This window comes from Amycolatopsis kentuckyensis, assembly GCF_002155975.1.
Lineage (GTDB): Bacteria > Actinomycetota > Actinomycetes > Mycobacteriales > Pseudonocardiaceae > Amycolatopsis > Amycolatopsis kentuckyensis.
Genome location: NZ_MUMI01000463.1, coordinates 1 through 19,188 on the forward strand (window position 1 = coordinate 1; position 19,188 = coordinate 19,188).

Below are 19,188 nucleotides of genomic sequence, written 5' to 3' on the forward strand. Positions count from 1 at the left end.
CATCAGCGACAGGTGCAGCGTGCCGCCCGGATCGACGACGAACCCGGGCGTGCCGTGGTTGACGACCGCGACGGAGTAGCTGTCGGCCGGCTCGGCGGTGCTCCCCAGCCCGTCGGGAACCCGCACGTCGAGGGTGGCTTCCGCGCGCAGTTCGGCGACGGCGGCCTTGACGTCGTCGAGGATCACCACCGGCAGGTCCCGGAGGCCGCGCAGGTCGGCGTCGGGCACCCAGGCTTCGCGCCGGGTCCGGGTCGCCGGGACGAACACCCGGCCGTGGCGTTCCAGGGCGTCCCGGTAGCCGGGGTCGGCGGAAGCGAGGACTTCGGCGGCGTACGGGTTGTCCGCGCCGACGACGATCCGGACGTCGGGCAGGTTCGAGTCGGCGTCGAGGGCGCCGTAGCGCGGGCCGCCGGGGCGGGTGCAGGTCGCCGTCACGCCCTTCGCGGCCAAGGCCGCGACCAGGGCCCGGACCTCCAGTCCGGGGGTGAGGGGCTCGACGACTTCGGCGACGCCGATGGCGTGCGCGGTCCGGGTGCCGTCGGCGCGGACGAGCGCGACGCGGGCGGTCGCCGACAGCCCGGCCCAGGTGTGGGCCGGCGTGTCCAGCGTCCACAGGTGTTCCGCCGCGTCGACGTCGGGGAAGCCGAAGGACCGGCCGATCGCGCCGAAGCCGACCTCGGCCACCGGCAGGGCGCCGGGGATGGCGAAGTCGAAGCGGGCGCGCAGCAGCCGGTCCTGGCCGAGCGACCCGTCGACGTCGGTCCGGACGTCCACTCGGGACACTCCGCGCCACAGCGTCGTGCGCTGGGTGATCCGCAGGCCGTCCAGGGAGGTCGTCGCGACGAGCCGCTCCCCCAGCGGGCTGGTCTCGGCGACGACGTCCGCCGCGCCCGGGCCGTGGCCGGGTCCCTTCGGCAGCAGGTGCCACGGTCCCTCGCCCCACACCGGGTGCTCGGCGTGCTCGTCCTGGACCGCCAGCCCGGCGGCGAGCCCGCCGTCCCGCAGCAGTTCCCGGCCGCTTCGCCGGTCCTGGACGCGGTTGAGGGCACCCCCGCGCACCGGGTCGGCTTCGACCGCGAAGACGTCGTTTTCGATGGACGGCGGACCCGACCGGGCCGTCCAGCCGGGCGGCACGGTGGCCGCGTCGACGACCCGGTAGACCCGGTAGCCGAGTGCGGGCACCGCCGTGGCGAGGAAGGTGAGTGTGACCTCGGCGAGTGACCCGTCGGGGTGGCGCACGACCGCGTCGGTGACGGCGGGGACCGGACGGCCGTCCGGATCGACCACTCGCACGCCCTCGGTCCCCGGCGTCACGGTCACCGACGTGATCGCATCGCGGGTCCAGGACAGCGTGTTGAGCACGAAGACGGCCACGCCGTCTCCGGTCGTGTCGGCGTGGCGGGCGAGCTCGGCGATCGCGCCGTCCAGGACCTCGCCGCCGCGTTCGGCCGCTTCGCGCCAGCCGGTGAGGAGGTCGAGGTAGACCTGGTCGGATTCGGTGCCGGTGATCGCGTCGTGGTGGGCGCCGTAGACCAGCTGCCGCCAGGCCTTGTCGAGGGCTTCGTGGGGGTAGAGCGCCCCGAGCAGGGCGGCGAGGGTGGCCGCCCGCTCGCCGTCGAGCACCGCCACCTCCGCCGCGCGCTGGGCCTGCTTGGTGTCGATGTAGGAGACGTCCTTGCCGGTGTAGACCGGGTTCATGTCCCGGGTCTGCACGCTGATCGCCGTGCCGCGCGCCGCCGCGTCCGCGCGGACCGCGGCGAAGAAGTCCCGGGGCAGGCCGACGACGAACCGCGGCCAGGCGTACCGGGCGTTCCAGGCGCGGTGGATCTCGGTGCAGAACCGCGACGGGATGTTGTGGTCGTGCCCGACCGGCAGCAGCACGTTGCGCGTGGCGGCCACCTGCCGCAGCGTGCTGAACTGCCGGTAGGCCTCCGCCATCGCCTCTTCGAGGGTGTCCTGGCGTTCGATGCCCCACCCGGCGACGTAGTGGTCGGCCATGTAGGCGGTCAGCAGCCCCCGCCCGCTCGGCGAAATCCACTCGAACTCCGACGGGAACTGCATCCGGCCGATGTCGCCGGTGTGCCGCTTCGCCCCGACGTGGTGCCACGGGCCGCGTGCCCACGCGCTCGACTCCAGGCCGGCGTCGGCCATCAGCCCGGGGTAGGCCGGGTCGTGGCCGAACACGTCGAGCATCCACGCCGAACGCGGGTCGCCGCCGAGGACGTCCCGCTGGTAGCCGACCCCGTAGACGGCGTTGCGGATCGTCGACTCCGGGTGGGTCAGGTTCGTGTTGGCCTCGTTGTAGTTGCCGCCCACCAGCTCGATCCGGCCGTCGCGGAGGAACCGCCGCAGGTCGTGGCGGTCGCCGGGGAAGGCGTCCCAGTGCGGTTTGAGGTAGTCGACCTCGGCCAGGACGAACCGGTAGTCCTCGTCGTCGCGGGCGGCTTCCAGGTGCGCGCGGACGAGGTCGAACGCCGACCGCTGGAACTGCATCCGCTTCTCCTGCGCCAGCGGCAGGTCCAGCCAGGTGTCGGTGAAGCCGGCCTGGGTGTTCCACCAGACCGGGTCGTAGTGGAAGTGCGACACCATCCACATCGTCCAGCCGGTCTCCGCGACGACGAGATCGGCTTCGGCGGTGACGCGCTGCCCGGCCGACTCGGCGACCACGGTGACCCGGTGTCCGGAGCCTTCCGGCGCCTGGAAGACCACGCCGACCTCGACGGTCACGCCGTCCGGGTGAACGTCGGCGGTGACCGGTTCGGGCGTGAACACCCGCTTGCCCTCGACCCGGATCCGCACCGGCGCCCGCGGCCCGCTCATCGTCACCCTGACGACTTGGCGGGCCGCGGCCGCGGAGCCGACGAACAGATCGGTGCCGCGGACGGCGTCGATGCGCACAGTTCTCCTACTTCGCGTTGGCGAGGGCGTTCTTGGCGTCGCTGAAGAACTGGGTCACGCCGGCCGCGATCGACATCTTGCCGAAGGCGATCTGCTTGGCCGCCGAGTCGAGCGCCGTCTTGACGTCGCCGTAGCCCGGCGGCGCGGTCGGCGCGGTGGGCAGGCCGTCCTTGGCGACCTGGGCGGCCACGTACTCGCCGAAGTCCATGTCCGCCTTCTCGGGAGCGGTGGCGGTCGGCGCGAGGAGGTTCTTCGCCTTGTCCGACGGCGGCAGCCCGCGCTGCAGCTTCATCGTCTTGATCGCGTCGTCGTCGTTGAGGAAGAAGTTGATCAGCTTCGCCGCGCCTTCCGGGTTCTTGCTCTTCACCGGGATGCACAGCAGGACGCCGCCGGACAGCGCCTGGCCGGTCTTGCCGTTCGCGCGGGGCACGACGACCAGCTTGAGCTCGTGCTGGGTCAGCGGCTGCATCTGGGCCAGGCCCCAGCCGGTGGTCATCGCGATCTGCCCGGTGATCAGCGGGTGGTTGCCGGTCGCCGCGTCGGTGTTGCTCAGCAGCGTCGGCGGGCAGATCGCGCCGGACTTGCGCAGGCCGTCCCAGAAGGTGAACCACTCGGTCAGGTCCTCGGGACCGAACCCGAGGGTCTGGTCGGGGGTGTAGAGGTCCTTGCCGCGCTGGCGCAGCCACGGCTGCAGCGCGCCCGAGTCGTCCTTCGACGCGTCCAGCGCGCCGTACTTGTTCGGGCCCCACGCCTTGGAGATCTCGCCGGCCAGGGTGCCGAAGTCCTGCCACGTCCAGTCGCTGGTCGGCGGCGTGATCTTGAGCTGGTCGAAGACCGTCTTGTCGAAGAGCACCGGGGCGTTGCCGGAGCCGGAGGGGACGCCGTAGGTCTTGCCCTTGACGGTGCCCGCCGTGCGCAGCGGCGCGTAGAGGGTGTCCAGCCCGATCGTGCCGGGGACGTAGGTGCCCAGGTCGGTGAGCACGTTCCGCCCGGCGTAGGTGCTGACGAGCGCGGTGTCCATCTGGAAGATGTCGGGCGGGTTGCCGCCGGCGAACTCGGTGTTCAGCTTGTCGAAGTACCCGTCGTAGCCGGAGTACTGCGTGGTGACGGCGATCCCGGTCTTGTCGGTGAAGATCTTCACCGCCTTCTGGTAGGCGTCGTTGCGGGCGTTGCCGCCCCACCAGCGGAAGGTCAGGGCGTTGTTCCCGCCGCCGGATCCGCTGTTGCTGGGCGGCGCGAAACCGCAGCCGGCGAGCGCGGCGGAGGCCACCCCCGCCCCGGCGATCCCGAGGAACCCCCTCCTGGACAGGTGCTGTGCCATGACGGACTCACTTTCTGCTGTTGGGGTTCAGCCTTTGATGCCGGTGTTGGCGACGCCGTCGACCAGGCGTTTCTGGCAGATCAGGAACACCGCGACGGTGGGCACGAGGGTGACGACCGACATCGCGAGCATTCCGCCGTAGCTGGACCCGCTCGCCCGGTCGATGAAGGAGTTGAGACCCAGCGGGACCGTGTACCGCGATTTGTCGGACAGGTAGACCAGCTGGCGGAGGAAGTCGTTGAACGTCCAGATGAACGTCAGGACGCCGGTGGTCAGCAGGGCCGGGCGCAGCAGCGGGAGGATCACCGAGAAGAAGACGCGGGCGTGCCCGGCGCCGTCGATGGCCGCCGCTTCGTCCAGTTCGCGGGGAATGCCCCGGATGAACTGGACCATGAGGAAGATGAAGAAACTGTCGCAGGCGAGCAGCTGCGGGACCACCAGCGGCAGGAACGTGTTGATCCAGTTGAGTTTGTAGAAGATCGTGTACTGCGGGATCATCGTGGCCTGGAACGGCAGCATCAGCGTGCCGAGCATCAGCCCGAACCAGATCTTGCGGAAGGCGAAGTCGAGCCGGGCGAACGCGTAGGCGGCGAGCGAGCAGGACGCGATGTTGCCGATCACCACGCAGAGCGCGATGGTCGCGGAGTTCGCGAGGTAGACGGTGAACGACGTGCCCGTCGCCGTCCAGCCGCCGAGGTAGTTCTCCAAGGTGAAGTGCCACGGGATGGGGTCGAGCGTGCTGAAGATCTGGTTCTCGGGTTTGAAGGAAGCCCCGACCAGCCACACCAGCGGGTAGATCATCACGACGACCGCGGCGAGCAGCACCGTGTGCGCGCGCCAGTGGATCTTCGCCGGTGTCTTGACGTTGACGGCCATTCCGGTCCTTTCAGTCCGCGTAGGTGACCCAGCGCCGTGAAGACGCGAAGTAGAGCGCGGTGAAGAGGCCGATCACCACGAACAGGACCCACGCCATCGCCGAGGCGTAGCCCATCTGGAGGCTCGAGAACCCCTTGCGGTAGAGGTAGAGCGTGTACAGCATGGTCGAGTCGATCGGCCCGCCGAGCCCGCCGCTGACGACGTAGGCCGGGGTGAACGTCTGGAACGCGTTGATCGTCTCCAGGACCAGGTTGAAGAAGATCACCGGGGACAGCATCGGCACGGTGATCCGGAAGAACATCCGGATCCGGCCGGCGCCGTCGAGCTCCGCGGCCTCGTACAGCTCCTTCGGGATCTGTTTCAGCCCGGCGAGGAAGATCAGCATCGGGGTGCCGAACTGCCAGCCCGAGAGCAGGACCAGGGTCCACAGCGCGAACCGCGGGTCGCCGATCCAGTCCGCGCCGCGGATGCCGAAGATCCCGAGCACCTGGTTGAGCAGGCCCTGCTGCGAAAAGATCTGGCGCCACATCACCGACACCGCGACGCTCGCGCCGAGCAGCGACGGCAGGTAGAAGACCGAGCGGTAGAAGCCCAGCGCGCGCAGGCCCCGGTTCAGCACCGCGGCGACGACGAGCGCGGCGGCGAGCTTCAGCGGCACCGAGGCGACGACGTAGGTGAGCGTGACCTTGACCGAGTGGAGGAACTTCTCGTCCTGCCACATCGCCAGGTAGTTGTCGAAGCCCACCCACTGGGGTGGGCTCAGCAGGTCGAACTTCGTCAGCGACAGGTACAGCGAGTACGCCATCGGCAGCAGGACGAACCCGAAGATCCCGAGGAACCACGGTGACAGGAAGAGGTACGCCGCCAGGTTGTCCTTGTGGCGTTTCCGGCGACGCCGGGCAGGCGCGGTCTTCGCCGCCGGCCGGATCCCGGCTTCGACAGGGTGCGTTGCGGCTTCGGCTGACATCGTCTGCTCCCGGGACTCCGGCGTGGACCGGCAACGCTCCGGAAACGGGGCTGCTGCCGTGGCACTTCTTCCGACGCACGCGGTTCCAGTGGTTCCGTCCCAGGGAGCTGGAAGCGCTTTCTCGGCACTCTAGGCAGCCCGCTCCGCCGCTGTCAACGACTCGTTCACCCCTCCTCCAGCACCGCGCGGATGCCCTTCTCCCTGGCCAGGTGCGCGGCGCCCAGCACGGTCGCGCGCGCCCCCAGCTCGCTCACCACGACTTCGGTCGGCCAGCTCAGCCGCTCGACAGTGGCGGCGACGCCGGGCCGGAGCAGCCTGTTCCGCCCCACCCCGCCACCGAGGACGACCAGGCCGGGGTCGACGACCGCGCAGATCGACGCGGCCAGGTTGCCCACGGCTTCGGCGTGTTCCGCGACGATCCCGAGCGCCACCGGGTCGCCCTTCTCCGCCAGCGCGAACAGCGCGGCGGCCGTCTTCGGCGCCGGGTCCGGGCGGCGTTCCCGGGCGCGGCGCAGCAGCTCCCGCGAACCGAGCCGCGCTTCCAGCGCGTCCCGGACCGGCGGCCGGTCGTCCGCCCACGGGTAGGCCAGGCGGGCGACCTCCCCCGCCGCGCCGCTCGCCCCGCGCACGAGCCGGCGCCCGAGCACCACACCCGCCCCGATCGCCACGCCGACCTGCAGGAACACGAAGCTGTCGTGGTCCTTGCCCGCCCCTTCGGCCAGTTCGGCGATGGCCGCGCAGTTGACGTTGTTCTCGGTGTGCACGGCCGTGCCGCCGGGCAACCCGAGCGCCGCCACGGCATCCCGGACCCGCGCCATGGTCGCCGGCTCGCCGCGGCCGGGCGGGGAGACCACTTCGGACACCGCGACCACCACGGCACGAAGCGGACCACGGGCGCTTCCGCGGCGGAGCACGGCTTTCACCATGGCGGCCGCGGAAGCGGGTCTCGACGTCTGGTCTTCGTCGAGGAGCTCCCCGCCGAGGGTGGTCGCCCGCAACGCCACCTGCGTCGAGCCGCGGTCGACCGCCAGCACGTACCCGGCCCGCGGGCCCAGCCGGTAGACCGCCGCGGTCCGCCCGGTGGCGCCGGACGAGCTGCCGCTGCGCTCGGCGAGCCCCGCGGCCTCCAGCTCCGCCATCACCAGGGAGACCGTGGGCTTCGACAGCCCGCAGGCCACCGCGAGCTGCGGACGGGTGGCCTGGCCGGCGGCCGCCAGCGCGGCGAAGACCTCGCCGGCCCGGTCACCGATGCCCGATTTCGCCATCTGCACCCTGCTTTCGCCGAAGTGAAACTGTCGAACGCCCGCCGTCCCCGGTCCGGCCCGTTGACAACGTGCGGGTTCGTTTGTTTACTACTTAACCAAGTGCGGGTCCCAGCCGCATCATCGTTTTTCCGGTCCACCAAGGGCAAGGCTCCGGAAAGCGCTTTCCCGACCACGTCGACCGGTCCGGTGCCCAGGACGGCAGGGAGGCTGCGAAGCGGATGGATCCGATCCTGCTGCCGAGCCAGCACGCGAGCTCGCACGACCTGCCCGACGACCCCGCCCGCCTCGACGCCGTCCTGGCCGCCGCGGCCGCCGACGCGCTCGCCGCGCAGCAGCCGGACGGCAACTTCGAGGACCCCGCGGCCGACGACGACCTCGGCGACATGGGCCTCGGCGTGCTCTCCCTCCTCTGCCTGGCGTGGCGGCGCGGCGCGGCCGGCGACCCGGCGCTCACCGGCGCGGTGCGCCGGGGCTGGGACTTCTTCCTGGCGCACCGGGTGTTCCGCACCGACAACCCCGGCGAGCCGTTCCTGCGGGTCCGCCACAGTGGCCTGCCGTACGCGCGGTACATGCCCGGAGAAGGCGAACACCCCTTCGGCGACTGGCCGAGCACGGTGTGGGCGATGCTGCACGCGGTCAACGTCCTGGAACTCGGCGAAGGCCTGCTCACCGAAGAGCAGTACGCCGCCGTGACCGAGCTGGCGCTCGGGTACTGGCGGTGGCTGACCGAAGCGAGCATGTTCAACCCCCAGCAGACGGGCAACCAGGCCCTCGGCGCGATCGTGGCGGGCCTGATGCTCGGCCGTCACCTCGACAGGGTGTCCCGCAACCGCGAAGGCAACCGCGTCACGACGGCGGCCATGCGGCTGTACACGGACGTGATCCGGCCGTCCCGGGTGACCGACCGCGGCTTCGCGCTGCCGGCCGAGCACGGCGCCGGCCACGACCAGAACTACCTGCCGATCTCGCTGTCCTTCCTGGCCCAGGCCCACCGGGTGACGGCCGACCGGCTGTTCCTCGACGACGGCGCGGAGATCGCCCGCCACCTCGACTCCCGCCTGTCGGCCCGCGGCTTCGACTACGGCGGCCCCCGCTACAGCGAGCAGCACTGCGGCGCCGAAGGCCTGCTGGGCCTCCGCTACTTCAGCGCGCACCTGAAGACCGACCTCGGCCGCTACCTGGCCGACCGCCGCGTCCCGTACTACCCCCTGGCCCGGACCGGCGCGCCGAGCGGGCACTTCGCGTTCACGACGGTCTGGCTGTACCAGGACGGCAGCACCTGGCACCGAACGCCGGCGTTCCCGGTCACGACGTCGTATTCGCTGCGCCACCGCGCCGCGTCCGTGTCCTGGACGGGCAGCCACACCCCGTACCTGATCGACGCGAGCCGGGCCGCGGTGATCGAGTCCGTCGTGGCGGGCCAGCACGGCATCGGCCCGGTCCTGGGCCGCACGCTGCTCACCCGCGCGCTGGGCCCCCTGCGCGTCCGCGACGCCCGGGACGGCGACGTCGCCGCCCGGCTGGTGACCAAGGCGGTGGTCACCCGGGACCAGGTGATGCTGAGCGTGCAGCAGGTGTGCGTGACCGAGGAGCGGCGGGTGACGCTGGTCGCGGTGGTCCCGGCGGCCGGCTGCGAATTCCTCGCCGGGCTGCCGTACATCGAGGAAACGGAAGCGGGCCAGCGCAAGATCGTCACGGTGGCGCCGCCGGGCGGGGCGCCGTTCGACCTGAGCACGCCGGGCGCGGAGCTGCCCACGGACGGCACGCTCCTCGCGGGCAGCCTGGCCATCACGTCGGCGGCGTCGTTGCGGGTGGTCAACCCCCCGGCGGGCCGCACGAGCTTCAGCAGCCCGGAGACGCTCGCGCTGACCCAGGAGCAACTGGCGTTCTCCCTGGCCGACGACCCCCGCGGCTACGGAAACCCGGACGCGGGCTGGCACCGGGTGACGGACACGAACCACGTCCTGGCGGGCCCCCTCCCCTCGTCACCGGCGGGCTCATCGGTCTTCGCGGTCCGGTACGGGCCTCTTGACGACGTCCCGTTCACGGTCGGGCTCCACGAGTCGGCCGAGGGCCTGGTCCTCGAGACGCCGGGCTTCTCGCTGGTCGTCGGCGACCCCGCGGGCGATGCGGACGGGGAACCGACCCTCCGGCTGACGGCGAGGCCGTGACCGCTGCCCGGTGAACCGCGCGATTCTGTAACGCGGCACCGCCGGCCGGACGACTCCCGGGTGGGGTCGGACCGGAAAGGAATTCCATGGCTGTCGGTGTCGAGGCCGAACGGAGCCGGCATTGCGGCCGCTGCCGGTCCGTCAATCAAGCCGGTGACAAATACTGCCAGCGTTGTGGCGCTTCCCTGGCCAAACGGGACGCCACGACGCGCTACCTCTGCGCGGCGGCGCAGCTCAGCGAGAAATTCGCCGACACGGCGATCAAGGAATTCCTTGTCGAGCCTTTTCGCGCCCTTCCGCAGACGCCCGGCGTGGACACCACCGCCGTGCTGCGCGAAGCCGTGGCCGCCCGGGCACGACGGCGCATCCGCGACGGCGTACTGCTGGTGCTGCAACTGGTGCTGCTCGTCCTGAACCCGGTGGTGTTCTTCTCGTGGCTGGTGGTCGCGGTGGGGCTGACCGTCACCCTCGGGCGGAGGGAGCTCGGCAAGCGGGGCGGCGTGCTCGTCGGCGTGCTCCTCCTCTTCGTCCTCGTACCGCTGGCCGCGCTCGGCGTGTTCGGCCTCGGGCTGGCGGCGATGCTGGGCTCCGAGGCCGGCTCGCCGGGGTTCGGGTCGACCGCGGCTTCGGCCGCGGGCGCCGGGGTGGGCGTGGCCACGCTCGTCCTCCCGGTCGTCGCCGTGCTGCTGATCGCCGGCGTGCTCACCGTCGACGAGTTCGCCGTGCACTTCCTGGTCTTCGACCGGTTCCGCGCGAACACCTTCGTCCCCAACCGGGTCATGAGCGGCGACGAACGGGAACGGCGGCTGCGCGGGCTCGGGCAGGACCAGTTCTCCGGGCCGCTGGGCGACATCGCCCGGGTGGAGCAGGAGCTGGCCCGGCACCCCGGCAAGGTCGACGTCGTCGTGCACCGCGGGTTCTCGCCGTTCGTCGGAGCCGGGATCCCGGTGCACCAGCAGGTGATCACCCTGCCGCTGGAACCTGCCGACGACACCGGAAAACCCGCCACCATCAGCGTCATGGAGCTGCAGGACCAGGTGAGCGAGGCGGTGGGGCGGCTGCGCGGGAAGTCGTCGTTGGGCCCCGGCCGGCGCCTCGAAGACCTGACGCTGCACGAACAGGTCCTGATCCCGGCGGACCGGCTCGTGGCCGATCCGCAGGCGGTGCCCGATGCGCTGCCCGGCTTGAACGAGCGGCCGGCCGCGCAGCTCGACCCGGAAGCAGCGCGCAACCTCGCCGACGCCTCCGTCGAGTGGGCGCGGTACTACCGCTGCTACCGCATCGAATCCTGGGACCGCGACCTGACCACGTCGTGCTACCTCCACGTCGGCACGAACCAGCGGATGCTCTTCCTCGAATGGCAGTTCCTCGCCCTGCTGCCGATCGATCCGCGGTACCGGACCATCGACCAGCACCGCGCGCCGGTCCTCGGCCCGCTGCGGAACGCCGCCGCCGAACTGTGCCTGCTGCCGGCGACGGTCCTCCGGCGCGCCGCGCGGGTGTTCCGCTCCTTCAAGGCCCTGCCGCAGCGACCCGGCGAGATCGTGCCCGCCAAGTACGGGGCCGACCGGAGCCTGCGCGAACTGGCCCAGGCCGACCGGGTGCAGAGCTACTTCCAGGACGTCGACGTGGAACGGTACGTGCGGATCCTCGACTCGACGCTGTTCCGCGCGGTCGGCGCCTACCTCCAGGAACGCGGCTACTCCGTCGTCGAGTTCACCAAGCTGGCCGACCCGGTGCACAACTCGTACGACCTGCGGGGCAGCACCCTCGTCGACTCGGCCGTCGGCACGCACAGCAGCGCCGGCGGCCGCACCAAGACCACGAAGGAGAAACGAGATGGGTGACCGGTTCGACCTGCGCGGCGCGCAGGTCAGCGGCAGCGCCGTCGGCTCGCACGCCCGCGTCTACCACCAGTCCGGGCCGGAGCTGTCGGTGGCGGATCTGCTGGCCGCTCTCGCCGCGGCGCGGCCGGACGTCGTCGCCGCCGCACCCGAAGCGGACCGCGACGAGGTCCGTGCCGAACTCGGGAAGATCGAAGAAGAACTCCGGCGGGACACCCCGCGCGGCACAGTCGTCGCGAACCGCTGGCAGACCGTCACGACCGTCGTCGGGGCGATCTCCGAGCCGCTGACGAAGATCACCGAGCTCATCGCCAAGCTCTTCGGCTGACGCCACACCGTCAACGCTGCTTGGAGTTGCCGGCCGGTCCGCCCGTGTGGGTGAGCCGGCCGGCGTGGCAGTCCTCCGGCGCGAAGCCCTGCCGGTCGCACCAGGCGTTGGCCTCGTCGGCACTGCCGAAGGTTTCCGCCTTCAGGGTGACGAAGAAACCCTTGCGGGAGAAGTTCTTGTAGTCGCCCGAGTCGACCATGACGGCGTCCGGGTAACTGGCCTGCAGCCGCCGGAAGTCTTCCATGATGTCGGGGTAGTCGTAGGTCGTGCCCCGGACCACCAAGCCGACGCCTTTCGACGACAGCTGCGGAACCCAGCTGCCGACCAGGCCTTCCGCGACGGCGTGGTCGTGCGCGACCTGGCCCCGCACATCGGCCTCGGTGACCGTGGTGCTCGGGGTGACCGGCGCCGGCATCGTCCAGGTCGAGTCCGTCGTCGTCGGTGCCCATTCCTGCGTGGGGACGATGACCGGCTCGGGCGTCTGCTGCGCCGCGGGGGCGGCCGTCTCCTTCGAGCGCGAGACCGCGAAGACCACGGCCGCCGCGGTGATCAGCACCACCACCACTCCCCCGGCCACCAACGGAATCATGACATTCCGCGACGGCGGTGCGGTGGTGGGCGCCGGGGAAAGCGGATCGACCGGCGTTCCGCAGGTTCCGCAGAATCGCGCCTCGGGGCTGAGTTCTCGTTCGCACGCCGTGCAGGAGCTCATGGTCTTAAGTCCGCGTCGCGTCGCGGCCTGTTACAACCGGAACCAGAAGAACGCCGGCCGGAAATACGATCTTCGCCGTCGTTTCGCGCATTTCCGGACCGGAATTCCCGGGCACCCGGGCAACGGGCCGCGGAGTCTGGCACGATCAGCCCGTGACCGGCAGCCGGTGGACCCGCGGACTCGCGATGGCGGCCGCCCTGCTGCTGGTGCTCACCGCCTGCACCGCCGAGTTCGGTGAGCTCAAGCTGCGGATCGCCGCGGGCAACTCCGGCGGCGTCTACTACAAGCTCGCTCAGCCCCTCGCCTCCGCCTGGCAGGCCGATCTGGGCATCGAACGGCCGCAGGTGCTGCAGACCCAGGGCTCGCCCGACAACGTCGCGAAGGTGCTCGCCCGCCAGGCCGACGTCGCGTTCGTCGCGGCCGATGTCGCCGCGAGCCGGTACCAGGCCCATCCCGACTTCGCCGCGCTCGCCCGGATCCACGACGACTACCTGCACATCGTCGTCCGGGCCGACTCCGACATCCGGTCGGTGTCCCAGCTGAGCGGCCACCGGGTCGCGATCGGCTCACCGCAGTCCGGCGTCGAGTTCATCGCCACGTGGCTGCTCGTCGCGGTCGGGCTGCAGGACTCGGTCAGCACGACCCCCCGCGGCCTCGACGAGTCCGTCGGCGCGCTGCTGAACCACGAGGTCGACGCGTTCTTCTGGTCCGGCGGGCTGCCCACGCCGAAACTGGCGGAAGCGGACATCCGGAGCCGGGTGCGCCTGCTCGACCTCGCCGACGTGCTGCCGAAGCTGCAGACGCTGAACCAGGTCTACAGCACCGCGACGATCCCGGCGAGCACGTACAGCCAGCCCCTCCCGGTGACGACGCTGCTGGTGCCGAACTTCCTGGTGGTCCCCAAGTCGATGCCCGACGACGTGGCGGAGGCCCTGGTCCGCGGCCTGTTCGACGCCCGCCGCCAGCTCGCGAGCGCCAACCCGGCGGCCCTATCGATCGACGTCCACCCGGGCATCGAGACCCAGCCGGTCCCGCTCCACCCGGGCGCGCTGCGGTACTACCGGGCGCAGAAGACCTAGGCGACCGGGAACACCATCGCGATCCGCAGCCCCCCGCCCTCGGGCAGATCCAGCTCCAGCTCCCCATCCGAGTGCGCGACGATCTCACTCACGATCGCCAGCCCCAGCCCGGACCCCGGCACGTTCTGGTGCGCCGGACTGCGCCAGAACCGGTCCAGCGCCCGATCGAGCTCATCCGGCCGCAGCCCCGGCCCGTGGTCACGCACCGACAGCCGCACCCGGTCGTCCTCCCGGACCACCGCGATCCGGATCTCCGTGCCCGCCGCGGTGAACTTCAGCGCGTTGTCCAGCAGCGCGTCCAGGATCGTCTCCGCGCCGCGCGGTGGCATGCACACCCGCGCGCCGTCGCCAGACGTCTCCACGACCAGCCGGACGTCGCGGGCCTCGCCGACCACTCCCCAGTCCGCGACGCGGTCGGCCACGACCTCGTCCAGCACCACCGGGTCCAGCTCGCCGCCGGAGGCCTCGGCGCGGGCCATCGACAGCAGGCCGTCCAGGATCTGGTGCAGCCGGCCCGCGTCGACCCGCGCGGCTTCCAGGTCGGCCGCCGCCGGCTCGTCGTCGACGTGGCCTTCGAGGTTGCCGAGCCGGATCTTCAGCGCCGTCAGCGGGTTGCGCAGCTGGTGGGACGCGTCGGCGACGAACGCGCGTTGTGCCGCCAGCGCGCCCGAGACGCTCGACGCCATCCGGTCGAACGAGCGGCCGAGCTGCCGCAGCTCCGGCGGCCCGCCGCTCTCCCCCACCGGCTCGGCCTCCCGGCCGCTCACCACCGACGCCACCAGCGCACCGGTCGCGTCGTCGAGCCGGTGCACCGGCCGCAGGATCCAGCGGACCACCGGGATCGCCACGGCCAGCGCGAGCGTGAACGCGAGGATCCCGCCCGCGGCGAGCAGCAGCCACCACCAGAGCACGTCCGCCCGCTCGGTGCCGGTGTCGGACACGGTGAGCACCGCGCCGTGCACCTCGCCGTCGGCGAGCACCGGTTCGGCGAGCACGAGCGGCGTCGAATCCCACGGCATCAGCACCCCCGTGGGCTGGGACCGGCGGCCGGCGAGCGCCTCGTGGACCGGCCCGCTGATCCGCTCGTCCTTCAGGTCGATCCGCGCGGCGGGCCCGGTGAGCGAAGAGGCGAACAGCTTGCCGTCCTGGTTGACGACCGCCGCCTGGACGCCGTACACCTCGGTGTAGCGGAGCAGGTCGGGCTCGATCAGCCCCGGCTTGTTGTCCAGCAGCGGCCGCTGCGCCAGCGACGCGAACCGGGCCGTGTCGGTCAGCCGGTCCAGGAACAGGTCCTGCTGCGCGCCGGCGGCGATGCTCCTGGCCAGCGGGATGCCCAGGCCGAACACGAGCAACGCCACCAGCGTCAGCACGATGCCCTGCAGCCGGACGCGCACGCCCCTCAGCTCCGGGGGACCTGGCCGCCGAGCCGGTACCCGACCCCGCGGACGGTCTCGATCAGCGCCGGGCGGCCCAGCTTCGTCCGCAGCGTCGCGACGTGGACGTCCAGCGAACGGCTCTCCGCCGCGCCGCGGTGGCCCCACACCTCGGTGAGCACGTGCTCACGCGAGCACACCGCGCCGCGCGCGCCCGCCACCAGCGCCAGCACCTGGAACTCCTTGCGGGAGAGCGCCACCGCCTTGCCGCCGACCAGTACCTCGTGCCGGGAGACGTCGACGGTGACGTCCCCGACCCGGATCACCACCGGCTCGGCGGCGGGGTGCTCGCCACGGCGGCGGCGCACGGCCTCGACCCGGGCGAGCAGCTCCTCGACGTCGTAGGGCTTGACCAGGTAGTCGTCGGCGCCCGCGCGCAGGCCCTGGATCCGGTCGTCGACCTCGCCGCGGGCCGAGACGACGATGATCGCGACGTCGCTGACCGCACGGATCTGGCGGCACAGCGTCACGCCGTCGATGTCCGGCAGGCCGAGGTCAAGCAGGACGACGTCGACCTCGTGCACCCGATCGAGGACGCCGGCGCCGGTGGCCAGCCGGGCGATCGCCAGGCCACGGCGTGTGAGCGCCGGGATCAGGGCGCCCGCGACCCGGTCGTCGTCCTCCACCAGCAGCACCCGCACCCGTCCGCCTCCCATGGTGACCTGCTCCACCGGCCGGTAGCGCGAACTCTAGGACCTCCGGGCGGCTCCCGCACCGGCCACCCGGACGGTGACTCCCCGTGACCTCGGGTGGACACCCGCCAAAATGGACATCGATACTCAGTTGAAACCCTAAGTATTGCTCAAGCGGCCTTGCCAGCCGGTACGACAACGGTAGGTTCTCGCCCATCGCGTGGTGACCCATGCCCGATTTGCACGAACGACCCGGGAGGCCAGATGACCGCGGAGGTGGCGGCGCCGATGATCAAGGCGTCCGCCGTGAACAAGTACTTCGGCGACCTGCACGTGCTCAGGGAGATCACGCTCGAGGTGCCTCGCGGCCAGGTCGTCGTGGTGCTCGGCCCGTCGGGCTCGGGCAAGTCGACCCTGTGCCGGGCCATCAACCGGCTGGAGCCGATCAACTCGGGCGAGATCGCCGTCGACGGCGTCCCGCTGCCCGCCGAGGGCAAGGCGCTGGCCGCGCTGCGGGCCGACGTCGGCATGGTGTTCCAGTCGTTCAACCTGTTCGCGCACAAGACCATCGTCGAGAACGTCATGCTCGCGCCGGTGAAGGTCCGCAAGACCTCGCAGGCCGAAGCGCGCAAGACGGCGATGGAGCTGCTGGAGCGCGTCGGCATCGCCAACCAGGCCGACAAGTACCCGGCGCAGCTTTCGGGCGGCCAGCAGCAGCGCGTCGCCATCGCGCGGGCGCTGGCGATGCGGCCCAAGGTCATGCTGTTCGACGAGCCGACCTCGGCGCTGGACCCGGAAATGGTCCAGGAGGTCCTCGACGTGATGACGGGCCTGGCCAAGGACGGCATGACGATGCTGGTCGTCACCCACGAGATGGGCTTCGCCCGGAGGGCAGCCGATCGGGTGATCTTCATGGCCGACGGGGAGATCGTCGAGGACACGACGCCGGAAGCGTTCTTCACCGCGCCGAAGAGCGAGCGCGCGAAGGACTTCCTCGGCAAGATCCTGACCCACTGAGAACAACCGCTGAGAACGTTCCGCGGCGCCGTCGGCGTCCGGGTGACGACACACAGGAGAGATTCACATGAGGATCCGCACCCTCGCGGTGGGACTGCTCGCCGGCGGCCTGGCGCTGACCACGCTGACCGCCTGCGGCAAGGAAGGCACGCCGACCACGCCGGGCTCGGGCGACCAGAGCGGCACGAACGCCGCGGCGCTGCCGACGTACCCGGTGGCGACCGGCGTCGACCTGCAGGGTTCGCCGGTGTTCGCCAAGATGAAGTCGGCGGGCGCGCTGACCGTCGGCGCCAAGGACGACCAGCCCGGCCTCGGCCAGAAGGACCCGACGACCGGCAAGTTCGGCGGCTTCGACATCGAGATCGCGAAGCTCGTCTCGGCCGGCCTCGGCTTCGACCCGGAGAAGATCACCTTCCGCACGGTCGACTCCGGTGCCCGTGAGCAGACGATCGCGAACGGCGACGTGAACTACTACGTCGGCACCTACTCGATCACCGACAAGCGCAAGGCGCTGGTCTCCTTCGCCGGCCCGTACTTCGTCGCCGGCCAGGACCTGCTCGTCCGCAAGGACGAAAGCTCGATCACCGGCCCGGAGACCCTCAAGGGCAAGAAGGTCTGCTCGGTCACCGGCTCGACCCCGATCCAGAAGGTCCGGCAGCAGAACCTGACCGAGCCGGCCAACATCGTCGAGTTCCAGAAGTACTCGCAGTGCGTCGAGAAGCTGCTGTCGAAGGACGTCGACGCGGTCACGACCGACGACGCGATCCTGAAGGGCTACGCGGCGCAGGACCCGGACAACCTGAAGGTCGTCGGCAAGACGTTCTCGACCGAGAAGTACGGCATCGGCCTCAACAAGGACGACAAGGTGCTGCGCGACAAGGTCAACGAGATCCTGCAGAAGGCGCTGGACGACGGCACCTGGGACAAGATCTACGCCGCGACGCTCGGCAAGTCGGGTTCGGCCGCCACCAAGCCGACCCTCGAGAAGTACTGACGTGAAACGAGGCCGGTGGATCGGGTTTCCCGGTCCACCGGCCTTCCCACATCCACCACCTGACCACCGCTTGAAAGAAACGGACGCGGGGAAGGTTCCATGGACGTCCTGCTCAACAACCTGGACCTGTTCGGTCCGTTCTTCCTGCGCACGATCGAACTGTTCGTGCTCTCCGCCATCGGCAGCCTGATCTGGGGCACGATCCTGGCGATGCTGCGGGTCAGCCCGGTCCCCGTCTTCCGCGCCGTCGGCACGACGTACGTGACGATCGCCCGGAACACCCCGCTCACCCTGGTGTTCGCGTTCTTCGTGTTCGCCTACCCGCTGCTCGACATCGTCAAGCTCGACTACTTCCCGGCCGCCGTGGTCGCCCTGACCGTGTACACCTCGGCGTTCATCTGCGAGGTCGTGCGCTCGGGCATCAACACCGTGCCGGTCGGCCAGGCCGAGGCGGGCCGGGCGCTGGGGCTCACCTTCGCCCAGATCCTCGGCCAGGTCGTGCTGCCGCAGGCGCTGCGCTCGGTCGTCCCGCCGCTGATCAGCACCCTGATCGCGCTGCTGAAGAACACCACCATCGCGGCCGGTTTCTCGGTCGCCGAAGCCGGCGCGATCCGCTCGTACCTGTCCGAGCGCGGCGAGAACCAGCTGATCGGCCTGCTGTGGGTCGCCCTCGGCTTCATCGTCCTGGTCACCGTGCTGTCGTTCGTCCAACGCAGCCTGGAGAAGCGCTGGAGCGTGGCCCGATGAGCAACGTGCTGTTCGACGTCCCGGGCCCGAAGGCCCGGCTCCGGTACCGCACGTACGCGGTGATCGGGACGCTCCTGGTCCTGGCGTTCGTCGGCTACATCGGGTGGCGGTTCTACGACAGCGGCCAGTTCACCGCCCGCAAGTGGGAGTGGCTGCAGTACGCCCAGGTGCAGCGCGACCTGCTCAACGCGGTGCTCCAGACGCTCCAAGCGTTCGCCGCCGCGGCCGTGCTCGCGCTGGTCTTCGGCGCGATCTTCGCGGCGGGGCGGCTGTCCGACCACGTGTGGATCCGCCGGATCGCCGGGTTCGTCGTGGAGTTCTTCCGCGCCATCCCCGCGCTGATCCTGATGTTCCTGTTCTACTTCGGCCTGCCGACCGTCGGCGTGCCGACGACGCCGTTCCTCGGCGTGGTGCTCGGCCTGACGCTGTACAACGGCTCGGTGCTCGCGGAAGTGTTCCGCGCGGGCATCCAGTCGCTGCCGAAGGGGCAGAGCGAAGCCGCGTACGCGCTGGGCATGCGCAAGACGCAGGTGATGTTCCTGGTCCTGCTGCCGCAGGCGATCCGGGCGATGCTGCCGACGATCATCAGCCAGCTGGTCGTGCTGCTGAAGGACACCGCGCTCGGCTTCATCATCACGTTCCAGGAGCTGCTGTACTACGCGCGCTACATCGGTTCGCAGGGCACGTTCGGGCGGCCGATCGTGCCGTCGACGATCGTGGCGACCGGCATCTACGTCGTGATGTGCTTGCTGCTGACGGCGCTGGCGACGTACCTGGAGCGGCGCAACCGCCGCAACAAGAAGGTCGTGGCGGCCCCGCCCTCCGCAGCCGACGATCTCGTGGCCGCTTCGGCCTGAGTCACCCGTTCGAGGCCCCCGGGACCAGTCCCGGGGGCCTTGTCGTG

16 protein-coding genes are annotated in these 19,188 nt (G+C 71.0%); 8 read left to right on the plus strand and 8 right to left on the minus strand.

The features are described 5' to 3' along the window. The 5 genes from CCN39_RS36955 to CCN39_RS36975 all read right to left on the minus strand — a co-directional run. Positions 1-2,898 (minus strand): glycoside hydrolase family 38 N-terminal domain-containing protein (locus CCN39_RS36955; RefSeq protein ID WP_208630554.1); only part of this gene is annotated, 2,898 nt, incomplete at its 3' end. 7 nt (positions 2,899-2,905) lie between these two features. Then, a complete protein-coding gene (locus CCN39_RS36960) occupies positions 2,906-4,219 on the minus strand; it encodes an ABC transporter substrate-binding protein (protein WP_086850026.1) in 1,314 nt (437 codons plus the stop codon). 27 nt (positions 4,220-4,246) lie between these two features. Then, positions 4,247-5,095, minus strand: coding sequence for a carbohydrate ABC transporter permease (locus tag CCN39_RS36965; RefSeq protein ID WP_086850028.1), 849 nt, complete (start codon positions 5,093-5,095; stop codon positions 4,247-4,249). Positions 5,096-5,105: 10 nt separating this feature from the next. Then, positions 5,106-6,062: a carbohydrate ABC transporter permease gene (locus CCN39_RS36970; RefSeq protein ID WP_086850030.1), complete on the minus strand. Its 957-nt coding sequence runs from the start codon at positions 6,060-6,062 to the stop codon at positions 5,106-5,108. 164 nt (positions 6,063-6,226) lie between these two features. Beyond that, positions 6,227-7,327: an ROK family protein gene (locus CCN39_RS36975; protein ID WP_086850052.1), complete on the minus strand. Its 1,101-nt coding sequence runs from the start codon at positions 7,325-7,327 to the stop codon at positions 6,227-6,229. A 218-nt stretch (positions 7,328-7,545) separates the two neighbouring features. Here CCN39_RS36975 and CCN39_RS36980 point away from each other — a divergent pair, with 218 nt between their 5' ends. The 3 genes from CCN39_RS36980 (at position 7,546) to CCN39_RS36990 (ending at position 11,670) form a co-directional block, all read left to right on the plus strand. Next, positions 7,546-9,498: a hypothetical protein gene (locus tag CCN39_RS36980; RefSeq protein WP_208630556.1), complete on the plus strand. Its 1,953-nt coding sequence runs from the start codon at positions 7,546-7,548 to the stop codon at positions 9,496-9,498. A gap of 311 nt (positions 9,499-9,809) precedes the next feature. Continuing rightward, positions 9,810-11,345 carry an AbeC-like domain-containing protein gene (locus tag CCN39_RS36985; RefSeq protein WP_086850032.1) on the plus strand — a complete coding sequence of 512 codons (1,536 nt, stop codon included), beginning with the start codon at positions 9,810-9,812 and terminating at the stop codon, positions 11,343-11,345. After that, on the plus strand, positions 11,338-11,670 hold the full coding sequence (locus CCN39_RS36990) for a hypothetical protein (RefSeq protein ID WP_086850034.1): 333 nt from the start codon (positions 11,338-11,340) through the stop codon (positions 11,668-11,670). Before CCN39_RS36985 ends, CCN39_RS36990 begins: the two co-directional genes overlap by 8 nt. 10 nt (positions 11,671-11,680) lie before the next feature. On the opposite strand, the gene CCN39_RS36995 is transcribed toward CCN39_RS36990, so the two are convergent. Beyond that, positions 11,681-12,259 (minus strand): zinc ribbon domain-containing protein, encoded by a 579-nt coding sequence (locus CCN39_RS36995; protein ID WP_086850036.1) that lies wholly within the window; start codon positions 12,257-12,259, stop codon positions 11,681-11,683. A gap of 275 nt (positions 12,260-12,534) precedes the next feature. On the opposite strand from CCN39_RS36995, the gene CCN39_RS37000 reads away from it, so the two are divergent. Next, positions 12,535-13,461, plus strand: coding sequence for a TAXI family TRAP transporter solute-binding subunit (locus tag CCN39_RS37000; RefSeq protein ID WP_086850037.1), 927 nt, complete (start codon positions 12,535-12,537; stop codon positions 13,459-13,461). On the opposite strand, the gene CCN39_RS37005 is transcribed toward CCN39_RS37000, so the two are convergent. Together CCN39_RS37005 and CCN39_RS37010 are read right to left on the minus strand one after the other, a co-directional pair. Beyond that, entirely contained in the window at positions 13,458-14,855 is a 1,398-nt protein-coding gene (locus tag CCN39_RS37005; RefSeq protein WP_086850039.1) for a sensor histidine kinase, read from the minus strand. The two genes, CCN39_RS37000 and CCN39_RS37005, sit on opposite strands and share 4 nt — an antisense overlap. 5 nt (positions 14,856-14,860) lie before the next feature. Beyond that, a complete protein-coding gene (locus tag CCN39_RS37010; protein WP_167455293.1) occupies positions 14,861-15,535 on the minus strand; it encodes a response regulator in 675 nt (224 codons plus the stop codon). Between the two features lie 279 nt (positions 15,536-15,814). On the opposite strand from CCN39_RS37010, the gene CCN39_RS37015 reads away from it, so the two are divergent. The 4 genes from CCN39_RS37015 to CCN39_RS37030 all read left to right on the plus strand — a co-directional run bounded on the left by CCN39_RS37015 (position 15,815) and on the right by CCN39_RS37030 (position 19,141). After that, positions 15,815-16,543, plus strand: a complete 729-nt coding sequence (locus CCN39_RS37015) for an amino acid ABC transporter ATP-binding protein (protein ID WP_208630558.1) — start codon at positions 15,815-15,817, stop codon at positions 16,541-16,543. Between the two features lie 67 nt (positions 16,544-16,610). Further along, positions 16,611-17,537, plus strand: a complete 927-nt coding sequence (locus tag CCN39_RS37020) for a glutamate ABC transporter substrate-binding protein (RefSeq protein WP_086850046.1) — start codon at positions 16,611-16,613, stop codon at positions 17,535-17,537. 99 nt (positions 17,538-17,636) lie between these two features. After that, positions 17,637-18,284 carry an amino acid ABC transporter permease gene (locus CCN39_RS37025; RefSeq protein ID WP_086850048.1) on the plus strand — a complete coding sequence of 216 codons (648 nt, stop codon included), beginning with the start codon at positions 17,637-17,639 and terminating at the stop codon, positions 18,282-18,284. Beyond that, positions 18,281-19,141: an amino acid ABC transporter permease gene (locus tag CCN39_RS37030; RefSeq protein ID WP_086850050.1), complete on the plus strand. Its 861-nt coding sequence runs from the start codon at positions 18,281-18,283 to the stop codon at positions 19,139-19,141. Before CCN39_RS37025 ends, CCN39_RS37030 begins: the two co-directional genes overlap by 4 nt. The last annotated feature ends 47 nt before the right edge of the window (positions 19,142-19,188 follow it).